The organism is Tepidanaerobacter acetatoxydans Re1, from assembly GCF_000328765.2.
GTDB classification, from domain to species: Bacteria; Bacillota; Thermosediminibacteria; order Thermosediminibacterales; family Tepidanaerobacteraceae; genus Tepidanaerobacter; species Tepidanaerobacter acetatoxydans.
Window position 1 is genome coordinate 388,655 of sequence record NC_019954.2, and the last position, 14,636, is coordinate 403,290.

Here is a 14,636-nt window from a genome sequence, read left to right on the forward strand (position 1 = left end):
CTCCCTGTTTCTTGTTTAATAATATTATGGTATTAACCCCATTTGTTTTTACTAATATGTCCCTTGATTTCGGCTTTTATCCTCTGCTGAATATCAGTAGCAAAAGCTTTCGTTGCTTCAAATATTTGAACACAAGGCGGATCCAATTCATCTTCAATGCCTTTCTCGCTAACTTCTTTTGCCTTTTCCAGCAAAGTTAGCAGTTCCATATGCAGGTTATTGGTATACCTGGATCTTTCCACTTTAGCGGCAGTATCATCATCTAATTTTTGAAATTTTTCTTTAGGTGCACCACATTTAGGACATTTTTCAGGAGCTTCATCTCCGTCGAATATGTAACCACAGACACCACATTGCCATTTAGACATTAAAACGACCTCCTTATTATTAATTAATAATTTTAAAAATTACTACTACAACCTCATAATTAAAACTTGATTCTACTGTAAAAACCTTCTTTCCTAAACTTATGGCAGCATATAGTATGTCGTGCTATAATCGGGAACAATGTGTGTTGGTATCTAAGGTCAAATTTGATTTTTACAGTACAATCAAACTTAACAATAGAAACATTTATATTATTAATACTTTTGTAACTCCAATCATATTATAATAATAATTACTATTACATGTCAATACATAAATTAAAAAAATGCCGATTTTCGGCATTTTGGACTTGGAACAAAATTCGAAACAATATAAGCTATTTTGCGGACAAATGTGAAACAAGCTCCATACTTACGCTAAAGTCAATTCATTCTTCTGCCTGTGGCGTTCAAAAGCAAGATTAATTAGTTTATCTATAAGGTCTTTATACGAAAGGCCGGAAATCTCCCACATTTTAGGATACATGCTTATTCTGGTAAATCCTGGAATAGTATTTAACTCATTTATATATATATTACCCGAAACCTTACTCATGAGAAAATCGACTCGAGCCATACCGCTGCAGTCTAAAGTCTTAAAGGCTTTAATGGCTAACTCTTGGATTCGTGTTATATCTTTTCGTGAAACAGGGGCGGGAAGCAGCAGCTTGGATTTATCACCGTCCAGATACTTTGCGGTATAATCGTAAAAATCACGGCTGGGGATTATTTCTCCAGGCAATGAAGCATTAGGTTCGTCGTTGCCCAGAACCGCACACTCAATCTCACGGGCATCAATAAACCTTTCTACAAGTATTTTTGTATCATACTGTGTCGCCAATCTCATAGCCGACTCCAATTCGCTAGGGCCGCCAGCTTTACTGATACCAACACTTGAGCCTAAATTGGCGGGCTTAACAAAGCAAGGATAACCTAAGAACTCCTCTACTTCTGAAATGATTTCAGGCATTCGAGCAAGTAATTCTCTCTTATAGAACGCCTTATAGTCTACAATGGGCAGGCCGCTTTGTTCAAGGATTTTTTTGGAAAAAACTTTATCCATACAAATGGCGGAAGAAGTGACACCACAGCTTACATAAGGAATGTTCATCAACTCGAAAAGACTTTGAACTGTGCCGTCTTCGCCGCGAGGGCCGTGCAGAACAGGGAAAACCACATCAAGATAGTAGCGGCTTTCCATTCCATCCTTTAACGTAATAACACATTTGCAACTCGGATCAGGTGACAGTAAGGCTGGAATAGCTTCATCTTCCCAACTGCCGTTTTCAATTTTAGATATGTCACCTAAAAAAAGCTTCCAATTTCCCTTTTTCGTTATTCCTATAGGTATAATGTCGTATTTTGTTTTATCCATTACTTGAATAACCGAAACACAAGACATTAGCGATACCTCGTGTTCCCCGGATTGGCCTCCGAATATAATGCCGACCTTTATTTTTTGCACTGATAATACCCCTTTCAATTTAACATAAAAACGGAAGACTATCTATAATAACTTCGTATTTGCAATCTGTAATCATTAATATAGTATTCATTATAATATAAAAAAAGTCTTATAACAAACCAAAAATACCTCACATAGCAAAAATTCTAAAAATGTCTTATAGACTATTGACTTTTTGATAATTTTGACATAATATATTATTATACAATCGATATTGAATTGCATTATCAGTGACACAGAAGGAGGATGTTCTATGGCAAGAGATAAGATATCCATGCTCAAGTTAGAAAGAGAAAGCCTTTTAAACCAATGGACAAAAAATGAAGGCAGCAGGATAAACCTTTTGGTTCGTATTATGGAAATCGAAGAGCAGATAGATGAATTAAAAAAAGGTGCATAATTTGATAATAATTAACCTTTTAATCCAACTAAGCAGGCTTAAAAGGTCGATTGCCGTCATATAAAAACCGTGAAAATTAGGTGTAGAGTAGTTGACAGCAGTTGAAATATTTGTTATAATCCCGTTTTCGACACTTGCAAAAATGCATAATTAATGGAATCCGCTATAATAGTGAATTCCATTAATTCTTAGGTTTTTTAAAATGTTGTATGGGAATTTTACTTAGAGATTTTTTTAATGATTTTATTTAACTCCTTCGGCTTGTAGTATTTCTTATCAAGCCCCAAGACATATATGCCGTTTAAAGCGGTACACACCTTACTTGCCGTGTATGTTGCCATATAGCACATATCATTCATGTTTGCAACATTCATGTTCTTTAACGTCTCTAGAATATTTTCCGTTGTAAAGTGTTTGCAGTATTGATCCAGTTTATACTCCAATAACCTGTAAATCAGGAGTGCGGTGTAGCAAATCATAAAGTGCGCTATTATCCTTTCCTTGTTTCTGTGGTAGATTGGCCTTGCGCGAAAGTTGGTCTTTAGTACCCGAAAACAGTCTTCAATCTTATAGCGCCTTGAATTTATCTCAAGTATTGATTTTGCGCTATCTTCCAGATTTGTCGCAACTGCATAGTAGCCGTCATATTTTTCCTCTCTTTCAATTGCGGCTTTATCGAGTTCATAACAATCAGAGGCTTTTTCCCCACTTTTTCCGACGGATATCTTCCTTATGAAACGGGTCACATCATGCGGCCCTTTTTTTACATCCTCTACGGCATTATGCTTTATGATGTCCTTTGCTCTTTCAATCTGCCTATTCCTTATACTTCGCTGGTATTCCATCATTTTCCTTGAAAATGTGACGATGATGCGCTGCTTTAAAGCAGCCTTGGACTTTACATTCTTGCTAGTGCCATTCTTAAACGTCTTTTCCTCATACAGGCCGACATCTACCGCCTTTGACGCATCTATTACCTTATAGGCGACATCGTTGTACAAAGAAAGGTTTTCTTTATTGAATCTGTCAAACTCCTTCATATGGAAAATCGTAACAGGAGAGTCATCTGAAAGAAGCCTGTAGCCGAAATCGTTAAACATTGCATCCTTTAGAGGTTTGGACAGTTTCTTTACTGATTGCGTTACAATGAAAGCCCTTCTCCCGAATGAATTGTACTGCCTTATATCAAGAGAGCCAAGGCCTGCATCTGCACAGTAGATGAACGGCTTTCCCTTAAACATCTTTGTGATTTTCTTTTCTAAAGGGATGGCGGATTTTTGCTCATTGTCAGAGCCGGGATTGATGCACATTGATATAGGGATGCCGTTACCGTCCATGAAAAGCCCCATTTGCACAAGAGGGCTGGGCTGGTGCTGCTTTGAAGGGCCATACTTGCGAAACCCTTTAATTATCTCCCCTGTTACCTCATCTACAAAGTCCTCGTCCTCTTCTTCGGTTTCAAAGTAATAGTTTGTACAGTCAAAATAGCATACCGATGTATTCCTTACAGCGATATTTTCACTGTTTAAATAAAGATGCTCTAAATACCTATCATAATTATCTTCCAATATATCCATAAAACGCAGTATATGCTGATACTCAAATGAGGGCTGCTCAAAATATGTATCCAGCTTATCAAATGTCCCCCATTTGGATTTAGGGTCAAGTATCCTTGCAAAGGTAAAAAATCTGTTTATGTCATTACAGCTAAATGTAACCTTACTATCTGTCTGAATCTGTTTAAAAAAATCAGCGATCTTAAGATCATGATAGATTTTCTGTAGAATAAAGTAGCCGATATTTACGAGAGTTGACTTTGATGCAATGTAATTAGCAGCCGTCAGCTTCTCACTAAAATCAAGTTTTATGTCCATATCAGCTTTACCTTTTTTGTATTCCTCATTATACTTACGCACCTGTTCCTTAGCATAAGCAAGGGGATCAGAAGATATTTTAAGAAGCTCGGAATGTTTGCCGATTCTCTTTACATTTTTAGTTGTTGTCTTTTTACCGTTGCGAAACCCCATCTGGATAAAATATGTAGGATCCTTAGACTTCTTATCATAATATAGTTTCATATATTCACCATCCTCTGCTAAGCTTACTATATCATGGATAAGATTAATATACAACACCATACAACAAAATATATTAAAAATTTGACAACAAAAATGTTGTGATATCGGCCTTTGTAAGGTTTTTATTCATGCGCAACTGTCAAACTCCCGTTAGGTGTAGAGTAGTTGACAGCAGTTGAAATATTTGTTATAATTAACTGAAATCAATAAAATCTAAGCTCTCAATCTGAGCGCTTAATTCTTTCAGTTAGAAAGAAGCGGGGGAACCAATATTTTGGGGTGAATCCCCTTCGATTAAAGAATAATGATTCGTTCTTAATCAAAGGGGTAGGGTTAGACTCTTCAATCCGAACCCGACAGCTAACCTCGCAAGCGTGGCAAGAGGAGGTTGATAGTATTGAGTGCTATTAAAAGTAACTCAGAAGCTATGGATCTCCATAGCTTTAATTTTGTCCAAAAATATATTAAAAAGGAGGGGTATTGTGATGATGAGCCCTATGGATGTAAGCTATGCAGTTGTAGGTGCAGGTAATGGCGGATTGGCCATGGCAGGTTACTTGGCCTATAAAGGTTTTTCAGTTAGTCTTTACAACAGAACTCAGTCGAAAATTCAAAACTTAATAGATAATCCTCGTATTGACTTAAGCGGTTCCATAGAAGGTACAGGAGTACTCAATTTAGTCACAAGCGATCTTAGAGAGGCTATACAGGGAAAGGATATCATAATGGTGACCACACCTGCTACAGGTCATTATGACTTAGCTCGGCTAATGGCACCCTACTTGGAAGATGGTCAGATTATAGTATTAAATCCAGGCCGCACCGGTGGGGCACTAGAGGTGTATGAAACCTTGAGAAATTTTGGATGCCAAAAAGAAGTAGTGGTTGCAGAAGCTCAAACGTTTATCTATGCCTGCAGAGCAACAGGACCTCAAAGCGCTAAGATATTCAGCGTAAAAAACGAGGTAGCCCTAGCGACAATTCCGGCTATACACACAGAAGAAGTCATAAGACTTTTATCCGGGGCTTATCCTCAGTTTACTCCTGCTGATAATGTAATGGAAACCAGTCTCAACAATTTTGGTGCAATATTTCATCCTGCACCGACATTGCTAAACAGTGGTCATATTGAGCGAGGACAGACTTTTGAGTATTACATTGAAGGTATAACTCCATCAATAGGTCAAATGCTTGAAAAGCTCGATTCCGAAAGAATGAAGGTGGCTACGCTGCTGGGCGTAAAAGCCGTTTCAGCCAGACAGTGGTTAGAGGAATCATATGGAGCAAAGGGCGATACCATTTATGAAGCAATTCAGAACAACCCGGCTTATAAGGGGCTTACAGCACCTAAAGGCCTAGATACGCGATATATATATGAAGATGTGCCATGCAGTCTGGTTCCTATTGCATCTATTGCTAAAGAACTCGGTGTTGAAACTCCTGCCATAGACACCATTATTAGATTGGCCAATATTATAACGGGAAAAAACTTCCTAGACGAAGGCAGGACAGTCGAAAAACTTGGCCTAAAGGGTATGACTGCATCACAAATTCTTGAGCTTGTTCACTCAGGAGAAGTGATTACTACTTCAAGTGAAGATGAGGAGGTGGTAGCATGATGAAAAAAGTAATTGCTGCCTCAATAGGCAATTGTGTCCATGTTGCAGGTATAATGAATTTTTTATCTCTGGCAGAAAGGGAAGGATATAGTACCCACTTCTTGGGAGCTGCGATTTCCATTGATGAACTTATCAAAGCTGTGAAAGAGGAAAAACCTGATTATGTCGGAGTAAGCTATAGACTTACACCTGAACCGCTGGAAAAAATCTTAGCAGAACTAAAGGAAAAAATATCTCTTGAACACTTAGAGGATGTAAAGTGGATTTTCGGTGGGACCGAACCTACGGCTAAAGTTGCTGAAGAAAGCGGGATATTTAACTTTATCTTTAATGGAACAGAAGACCCCGATGAAGTGATTGGATTCTTAAAAGGTGTTACATTTACAAAGAGCGATGACTATCCACAAGACCTTGTTTCAAGGATTTTGTCAAAATATCCGTATCCGATATTGCGCCATCATATTGGTTTACCTTCACTGGAGGAAACCATTGATGCCATTAAGAAAATAGCTGAATCCAAAGTTTTAGACGTTATATCAATAGCACCGGACCAAAATGCACAAGAGCACTTTTTTGAACAAGAGAAGATGGATCATAGATTGGACGGTGCGGGCGGTGTGCCACTGCGTTCCAGAGAGGATTTTGAAGCAATCTATGAGGCATCCCGCCGTGGAAATTATCCAATCCTTCGTTGCTATAGTGGAACTAAAGACCTTATTCCATTCGCAGAGATGCTAAATGAAACCATAAAAAATGCATGGTGTGCGGTTCCACTTTACTGGTACAGTGTTTTAGACCGTAGAGGTCCCCGCACGGTTGAAGAAGCCATTAGAGAAAATCAGCAGGTTATGAAATGGCACGGCGAGCGGTCAATCCCGGTTGAAGTTAATGAGTCCCACCATTGGAGCCTGCGAGATGCTCATGACACGATAGGTGTGGTCACTGCATATTTGGCGGCATATAATGCCAAGAAAATGGGAGTTAAGGATTATGTTGCACAGTATATGTTCAACGTTCCCCCTTCCATCTCACCGGCAATGGATCTTGCAAAAATGCTAGCAAAAATTGAAATGATAGAGGGATTGCAAGATGAAAACTTTACCGTATACCGTCAGGCTCGGGCAGGTATTGCCAGCTTGCCTGCGGATCTTGCTCAGGCTAAAGGACAGCTTGCAGCATCTGCTTATCTTGCTATGGCCATAAAGCCGCATATTTATCATGTTGTAGGTTACTGTGAAGCTCACCACGCGGCAACTGCCGACGATGTCATCGAAAGCTGCAAAATAGTGCGGGGCATTATCAGAAACACGATGTTGGGGGCTGTGGATATTACTAAAGACTCCAAGATACAGGAACGAAAGAATGAGCTGATCGAAGAAGCGAGTATTACCTTACAAGCTATAAGGGCATTAAGTCCTGATGTAAAGGACCCATTGACAGATCCGGCCACTCTTACTAAAGCTGTGGAAATCGGAATACTTGATGCGCCACATCTTAGAGGAAATCCTGCTGCTAAGGGAGATTTAGTAACACAGTTGGTTGATGGGGCTTTATATGCATACGATCCGCAGGAAAAACGCATCATTAGCGAAAAAGAACGTATTGACAGGATATTAAATAAAAATAAAGTAAGCTGTGTGGCAGTATAAACCGGCAAAAGCCGGTTTATAATTTTTCCTTTATTCTCCTTAGCAAAAATTGGCTTTATGTGAGCTGCTTTCTGCGCTGAAATTAAAATTTATTAATAAAAAATCAAAGTTTATGCTTTGATTTTTTTATATCTGTAGAATCAGTGTTCTCATTTTTGTGCTGCTCTTGTTTTTATAGCGGTATTCTGCTAATATTATAAAACAAGATTACTTTTAAAGTAGAAACATATTTACTCAAGCATGTCAAGATACTATATAAAAATACAGAAAAACAATTGCTTTTTAAAACGGAGGTTGTCTATGACCACAAACAATGGAGTAACAATTGATTTTTTGAAAAATATAAATTCCCCTTTTGACAAGAAATTAGGATTAAGAGTGGTTGAGGTGGAAAGGGGCAAGGCAGTTATAGAGCTGAATATAAAGCAAGAATTTTTGAACAGCAACGGTATAATTCATGGTGGGTTAACGGCCAGTTTATGTGACACAGCCATGGGTGCTTCGGCAATGACACTGGGTGTTAATCCCTTAACTGTGGAGATGAAAGTAAATTACCTATCTCCAGGCGGCACTGATGGCAAATTTATCGCTGTGGGCAGAGTTATTAAAGAGGGTCGCACGTTGATATTTGCCGAAAGTGAAATATATTATAACGATAAACTTATAGCTAAAAGCATTGGAACATATATTGTAAAACAACCAAGGGAAATTGTAGGCTGACTAGTGTATTTACACGCTATTTTACTGATAAAACCTTAAATATAAGAGAGCCTAAAGGTGGGTTATCCATTACCTGGATATTTTTATTTTACAAGGAGGTTTATTTATGCTGCTTGATTTAAGTCCCTATGCTTTTAAGATAGGGCCTATCGCTGTGCATTGGTACGGAATATTCATGGCAATTTCATTTTTGGTGGGTTCGTATCACTTATTAAAGATGGGCAAAAAGAAGGGTTTTGATGAAGATTTTTTACTAAACCTTGCTATGACGGTAATCATTGCAGGGATAATAGGGGCAAGACTGATGTTTGTACTGTGCAATTACCCGCAATGGTTTATTTCGGCGCCTTTGAATGTGATAAAAATATGGGAAGGCGGCTTGGCTTGGCATGGCGGACTTCTTGGCGGCCTTTTAGCCGGCTGGTCTTATTGTAAGAAAAACGGAGTAAACCCTTATGTTTTGGCTGATTGGACAGTGGTTGGCTTATCTTTCGGGTATTTCCTTGTAAGAATAGCCAATATTTTTAATCAAGAAGTTTTAGGCAGGATGACTCAATTTTCATTTGGCCGTTGGCCGGCTCAGCTTATAGGTTCTTCCATCGGCTTGATACTGCTGATACGATATATTTATCTCCAAAAAAAGGAGGTTCCTCCGGGATATCAGTTCTGTTCATTTATTTGGTATCACCAACTGCTTAGAGCTGTTATAGAAGAGACAGTGAGGGAAAACCCGGTGTATTTAATAAAATATGTAAATCCACGCTGGGGCTTGGGAGTGGTAACGCTGACACAGTGGTTTACACCACTTGTAATGGGCATTGCATATTATATGTATAAAAGCTCCAATAAAGGCAATGTAAAAAGCGATAGTTAAATCATTGACTTGCAATGAGAATTGAGGTATCATTTTATATGTAGCATAAGCGCTATGCGCCTGTAGCTCAGCGGATAGAGCACCGGCCTCCGGAGCCGGGTTTTGCGGGGGTTCAAGTCCCTCCAGGCGCACCAGAAGATTAGGTCAAAATTGATGCAGGGCTGAAAAGTCCGGTATCTATGCGGCTTTGCGAGGGTTTTGAATGGAGAATTCAAGGCCCTCGTTTTTCATAGAAACACCTCGCTTTTTAACAAAAAAGTGAGGTGTTTCTCGTTTTAGGCCGGAATCAGTCTGTCAAAGCATTGCATAAAGCCAATGCCCTATAGGACAACTTTGAAGCGATTATAGATTAAAGGCTACATGTACCATAAAAATGAAACGAAGATTTTATCCTGTATGAGCGGACAAATGTCGAATGGATAGAGGAAAGATCAATTCCGCCCAAAACAAAACAATAAGATTAATAGCTGACGAAAATTTAATAATTAAATAAAAGTATTGACTTTCACGTAACGTGATAGTGTATTCTATAGACAGAGATGAGATTATTACAAAAATACGAGGAGGAGCTAAAATGTTAAAGAAAATGTTAACCATCTTACTTAGCGTAATCATGACAATGTCTATGGGAAGCGCTGCTTTTGCGGCTGAACAGCTTAACAATATTAATAACGTTAGTAAACCTGTTACAATGAGCATGGATGAATTGATTAATTATCTAAATTCTATTGATTTCGGATCAGATATCACCTTTGCACCATTAATGCAAACAAAGTCAAGCAATCAAGATTTGATTACGTTTGATTCTTTGTATGAAGTTGAAATCTATTTCAAAGAACTTCTTGTGAAACGAGCCGAAACCACACAATTTGGACAAAGTAAACCCCAATCTGAAAATCACACCACCAGAGCCAACACAGCAAACACAGGATGGTATACAAATACTTGTTGGTGGTGGGGGGGCGGCAACACTAGCCTGCTTTCACGCACTAATGCAGAAGTTCGTTTTTATTATAACAATGGTGTAGCTTCAAATATATCTGTAACTGATTCTTATATGACAGGTATTGTCGGGGCCACCTGGACACACAGAAGCGGTTCTGCAACCTCGAAAGGTGGAATAAATGCAGTAATTAAAGTGACCGAAACTTGGCTCATTGGTCTGGACATATGGGGATTTCCTGTAGGTGCGTCTTTTAATGAAACGCTAACAAGCCCCACCCTATCAGTGCGGTAAATAATATTGTCATGAGATTTACTTAGTATCAACACTACAATCTAAGTCGCTGTAAATGTCTTGGCCCTAGTAGAATTGGCAGAACAGAAATTGAGGGTGGGTACATACCTAGGATGCATCTAGGAATTGTATCCACCCTCATTATTATGGTATACTAATTATATATAACCATATTATAATTTTCGAGGTGAAAAATGAAAAATTCTTCAAGACACTACATTGGGAAACTATTCATCCTCGCAATGGTAATCTCCATTATTTTAGGGGCATTCACAGTAACAAGAAGTGATTTAGAAAATGTTTACTATTTCGGATTTCCTGACACATTTATTACTCTAAACAAGCAGAATTCCGAATTTCTTTTTGGTATTTTAATTAATCCTATACAATTCATAGGAAATATAATTGCAATCTGGTTAATTTTATTTTGTATGTCAAAAGTATTTCGCAAGTTAATCTTAACGATACGTAAAATTAAGTACAGGATACATAAAACTGATTGAGCGCGGTGTCACACCCATGGACAATTGTATGTACCCAGTGCAGAGTCTGAAAACGAAGCAAAGGTATTATATGCAATCCGGCTGGTGCTATCAGACTCCATAAAAGTCTGTGCCGACTTGCTAGGGTTCTCTGAAAGGTAGTCCTCCAGTGTGATTTCTACAATGCGGTCGGCAAAGCAATATTATGCAGTGCCTTCGCTGAATTTGTTCAGGTCAAAGTCGCTGCCTTTATAATTCTTTATGTTGCTTTTCACCACGCTTGTTTATAGAACGACCGCAATATTCTCTGATTTTGGAAATTCTGATTGCTGTCATCATCAAAAATCTTCCTTACACCGGGGCATACGCCTCGGCGATATATGTTCGTCCGGCATGTTTACCAAGCCGATGGGTTGAAAGAAACCCTATCGCCTAACCAGCAGAAAGATAACCCGTAAGCAAGGGCATCACTGGCTAACGGTGGTGTCTGAAGGAAGTTGAAGGGGGAATTTGGACGGATGGATTCAAATTCAGGCAGGCAAACTTAACCGGAGAAGCCCGGCATCATCCTGCATAAAGGTAAGTCCAAACGAGTGGAGACACAAGGGCGGGAAGAAGTGGTGTGGGGTGACCGTGGAAGCAAACGCCCGCTTGGAATACCCACCGAAAAGATCGGGTAGTCCAACAAGCCCTTCTTAACATTCTGCAACCAATCTTTGATCCCGACTTTCATCCATCAAGCTATGGGTACAGGCCGGGACGCTCCTGCCATCAGGCGGTAGCCAAAGCAGAAATGTTCATGAACAAATACGGTCTAAGGCACGTGGTAGGCATGAATCTATCCAAATGCTTTGATCGACTGGACCATGAGCTAATCCTCAAAAGAGTTAACCGAAGGATCAGTGATGGCAGCATCCTAAAACTAATGAAGAAATTTCTCACCGAAGGGGTTATAGGGGCTCGTTTGAGAAAATATCCATGACTACATGGAGAAACTCAGCTAGTCCACTAATAAGCATGGCCTTACCGAATGCGTGATTTGATGAACTTAGACTAATAAATCTGGAGAAATATAAAGTCGGCATTTTGCATAACTACAGAGAGTAGTTACTGAGATTTATCAGGAGCCGTATACGAGGCCCGTACGTACGGTTCTGTGAGAAGGATAAAGCCGAAGCAAATTACTTCGGCTTTACCTTACTCGATAAATGGGCAACCGCATCTTGCAGTGCCGATTCATATGTTATAACACAATTTATATAAAAGTAAATACTCGAAGCGTCCTTGACGTAATCAATGGCTGGATTCATTTGTAATTTTATGGGGAAATATCATATAATGAAACTGAAAATTAGTGGAGGAGGTAATATCGAGTGGATATGTTGGCCGAAGTCGAGAAAGCCAAGGAATTAGTAGATATGGCATTAAGTTTTAACGGTATTGTCGAGGCAAAGCTAATACATTCAAGAGATATTGTAGTGGATGAAAGAGTAAGATTTCAGTGCAGCTATTCAGGTTGTAGGGATTATGGAGGAAAGCTTATGTGCCCTCCGCATACTCCCGGCGTGGATGAATTTAAAAAGATTTTATCAAACTACTATATGGCTGTTTTAGTACAATTAGAAGGAGCCATAGTAAATAAAGATAATTGGGAGCCTGAAACGGATCGGTGGGCATTGCAGCTTCATGATATTATTTATAAATTAGAAAAAAAGGCTTTTTCACTTGGATTTCCTTTTGCAGCAGGATTAATTGGAGGTTCATGTAAACTATGCAAGGATTGTCCGGGAGAAAACGATACTAATGCTAAGTGCCTGCATCGGGAAAAGGCAAGACCTTCAATGGAAGCCATGGGCATCGATGTGTTATCGACTTGTAAGAACACAGGAATAAAAGTGGAGTTTTCGCCGACAAAGGTCATATGGACGGGAATGGTGTTGCTCGCTTAATAAGATAAATACCGATAAAATATTACAAAAACATTACAGTTATGTTTAATTAGCCACTTTCCATAAAAGAGGTGTTATAATTAAATAGTGCTGCATATTTTCACGTTCGGAGTACATAAAAACAAGGAGGATGTATAATATTCAAAAAATTATGCACGTATAAGCGGCATGTAACAAGTCCTTATCGACAAGTATATGCCGCAGTTTTTCTTACTTAAAAGATTTGTATTATCTGAAAGGAAGATAAATATGACTAGCAGTCGAAGTTGGAGAAAGTTTATTACATGTATTCTTATTACCCTACTTATTTCGGCAATTTTTGTACCGATAAAAACTTGCTTGGCTGCAGCCCAGGTTAAGGTATTATTAAACGGAGAGAATTTGGACTTTGATGTGCCGCCGATTATAGAAAATGATCGCACATTAGTGCCTTTTAGGAAAATTGGCGAAGCACTTGGCGCTCAAGTCGAATGGGATCAGGAGACCAAAACTGTTACGGCTTATAAGGAAGATAAAACAGTAATCCTGCGTATTGGAGACTATACAGCCTATGTAAATCAAACTCCTGTAGAATTGGACATGCCTCCTGTACTCAAAGACAATAGAACCTTGATACCTATAAGGTTTTTTAGCGAAGCTTTTGGAGCTACGGTTATGTGGGATAATGCCATTCGAACGGTTGTGATAAATACGGGCGAAAAGCCTTCAAAATACATAATGGGCTATTACTACTCCCAATCTTATGAAGACTTTTTAAAAAACCTTGATAAAATGTCGGCTATAGCAGTTAAATGGTACACTTTAGACGATAGCGGCGGCTTAACTAATAAAGATAATTTGCGCCATATAAATGTTCCTGAGGGTTATGACAGCGTGACTAAACTCTCTAAAGAAAATGGCATAGAGATTCACATGCTTGTATTTGAAAGCGATAAAACCAGGCTTCAAACTGCATTGGCAACTCCTGAATCTCAAGCAGGCTTGATAAACCAGATAATTGCAACAGTTGAAAGCGAAGGTTTCGATGGAGTTAATATTGATTTCGAGGCTGTAACGAGTGAAGAAAAGGAGCAGTTCAATGAATTTATAAAGAGCCTTTACGAAAACTTAAAAGCCCGAGGCAAATCGTTAAACCTTTCACTGCCAGTTAAGACTGAAAAAGTTGATTGGAGACCGGGATATGATTATGTAACACTTGGCAAGTATTGTGATTTTGCAGTTTTAATGGCCTACGACAAGAATCCGGGTACACCCGGTCCCCAATCGGGAATCGATTGGGTGGAGGAAGTTGTAGATTATGCCATAGCCCGCATTCCGGCAGAAAAAATAGTATTAGGTATAGGCTGTTACGGATATGATTGGGCTAATGGGGGAAGAAGCACTGTTATTTTAGAAAACAACGGTGCAACCTACTTAAAATTCGCCGATGAACTTTTGAAAAAATATGGTTTAAACCTCAATCTTGATCAAAATTCAGGACTTCTTAACGGAAAATACACCGATGAGAATGGACAGATACACGAAGTTTGGATGGAAAGCGATTATTCGATAGATGCGAAGGCTAAAATGGTTTTGCAAAAGGGCTTAAAAGGTATTGCCATATGGAGATTAGGCTATACTACTCCATCGTTTTGGGATACTTTAGAAAATAATTTTGAACCTGTGAAAATGAATTAACATACATCTGTTTTTATCTGTATATTGTATAGCAAATTAAGACCCTTATGTCATTAGGGTCTTAATTTATATCTTAGCTGATATGCTTTTAATTAATCAATGAAATTCAATTTAAAAGTTT

Annotated in this window: 11 protein-coding genes, 1 tRNA gene, 1 pseudogene and 1 riboswitch; of the genes and pseudogenes, 10 read left to right on the top strand and 3 right to left on the bottom strand. The window is 38.8% G+C overall.

Annotated features, from left to right (window positions below; genetic code table 11):
* Positions 1-32: 32 nt before the first annotated feature.
* Entirely contained in the window at positions 33-368 is a 336-nt protein-coding gene (locus tag TEPIRE1_RS01795; RefSeq protein WP_013777483.1) for a rubredoxin-like domain-containing protein, read from the bottom strand.
* Positions 369-738: 370 nt separating this feature from the next.
* Positions 739-1,830, bottom strand: a complete 1,092-nt coding sequence (locus TEPIRE1_RS01800) for a D-alanine--D-alanine ligase family protein (RefSeq protein ID WP_013777484.1) — start codon at positions 1,828-1,830, stop codon at positions 739-741.
* Positions 1,831-2,083: 253 nt separating this feature from the next.
* Here TEPIRE1_RS01800 and TEPIRE1_RS01805 point away from each other — a divergent pair, with 253 nt between their 5' ends.
* Complete coding sequence (locus TEPIRE1_RS01805; protein WP_013777485.1) at positions 2,084-2,230, top strand: hypothetical protein; 147 nt, start codon at positions 2,084-2,086, stop codon at positions 2,228-2,230.
* Between the two features lie 218 nt (positions 2,231-2,448).
* On the opposite strand, the gene TEPIRE1_RS01810 is transcribed toward TEPIRE1_RS01805, so the two are convergent.
* Positions 2,449-4,308: an IS1634 family transposase gene (locus tag TEPIRE1_RS01810; protein ID WP_231848312.1), complete on the bottom strand. Its 1,860-nt coding sequence runs from the start codon at positions 4,306-4,308 to the stop codon at positions 2,449-2,451.
* Positions 4,309-4,529: 221 nt separating this feature from the next.
* Positions 4,530-4,697: riboswitch (cyclic di-AMP (ydaO/yuaA leader) on the top strand.
* A 96-nt stretch (positions 4,698-4,793) separates the two neighbouring features.
* Here TEPIRE1_RS01810 and TEPIRE1_RS01815 point away from each other — a divergent pair.
* The 9 genes and pseudogenes from TEPIRE1_RS01815 to TEPIRE1_RS01860 all read left to right on the top strand — a co-directional run bounded on the left by TEPIRE1_RS01815 (position 4,794) and on the right by TEPIRE1_RS01860 (position 14,515).
* The gene (locus TEPIRE1_RS01815) at positions 4,794-5,927 is read left to right on the top strand and encodes an NAD/NADP-dependent octopine/nopaline dehydrogenase family protein (protein WP_013777487.1); all 1,134 of its coding nucleotides are present in this window, start codon (positions 4,794-4,796) and stop codon (positions 5,925-5,927) included.
* Entirely contained in the window at positions 5,924-7,576 is a 1,653-nt protein-coding gene (locus TEPIRE1_RS01820; protein ID WP_015294880.1) for a cobalamin B12-binding domain-containing protein, read from the top strand. Before TEPIRE1_RS01815 ends, TEPIRE1_RS01820 begins: the two co-directional genes overlap by 4 nt.
* A gap of 300 nt (positions 7,577-7,876) precedes the next feature.
* Positions 7,877-8,296, top strand: coding sequence for a PaaI family thioesterase (locus TEPIRE1_RS01825; protein WP_013777489.1), 420 nt, complete (start codon positions 7,877-7,879; stop codon positions 8,294-8,296).
* 106 nt (positions 8,297-8,402) lie between these two features.
* A complete protein-coding gene (locus tag TEPIRE1_RS01830) occupies positions 8,403-9,170 on the top strand; it encodes a prolipoprotein diacylglyceryl transferase (protein WP_013777490.1) in 768 nt (255 codons plus the stop codon).
* 56 nt (positions 9,171-9,226) lie between these two features.
* A tRNA-Arg gene (locus TEPIRE1_RS01835) sits at positions 9,227-9,304 on the top strand.
* 440 nt (positions 9,305-9,744) lie between these two features.
* Positions 9,745-10,407: a hypothetical protein gene (locus tag TEPIRE1_RS01840; RefSeq protein WP_013777491.1), complete on the top strand. Its 663-nt coding sequence runs from the start codon at positions 9,745-9,747 to the stop codon at positions 10,405-10,407.
* A 1,117-nt stretch (positions 10,408-11,524) separates the two neighbouring features.
* Positions 11,525-11,844: pseudogene (locus TEPIRE1_RS14360) on the top strand (reverse transcriptase domain-containing protein); the annotation flags it as partial.
* A gap of 424 nt (positions 11,845-12,268) precedes the next feature.
* Positions 12,269-12,838, top strand: coding sequence for a DUF2284 domain-containing protein (locus TEPIRE1_RS01855; protein ID WP_231848353.1), 570 nt, complete (start codon positions 12,269-12,271; stop codon positions 12,836-12,838).
* A 249-nt stretch (positions 12,839-13,087) separates the two neighbouring features.
* On the top strand, positions 13,088-14,515 hold the full coding sequence (locus TEPIRE1_RS01860; RefSeq protein ID WP_013777494.1) for a stalk domain-containing protein: 1,428 nt from the start codon (positions 13,088-13,090) through the stop codon (positions 14,513-14,515).
* Positions 14,516-14,636 lie beyond the last annotated feature (121 nt).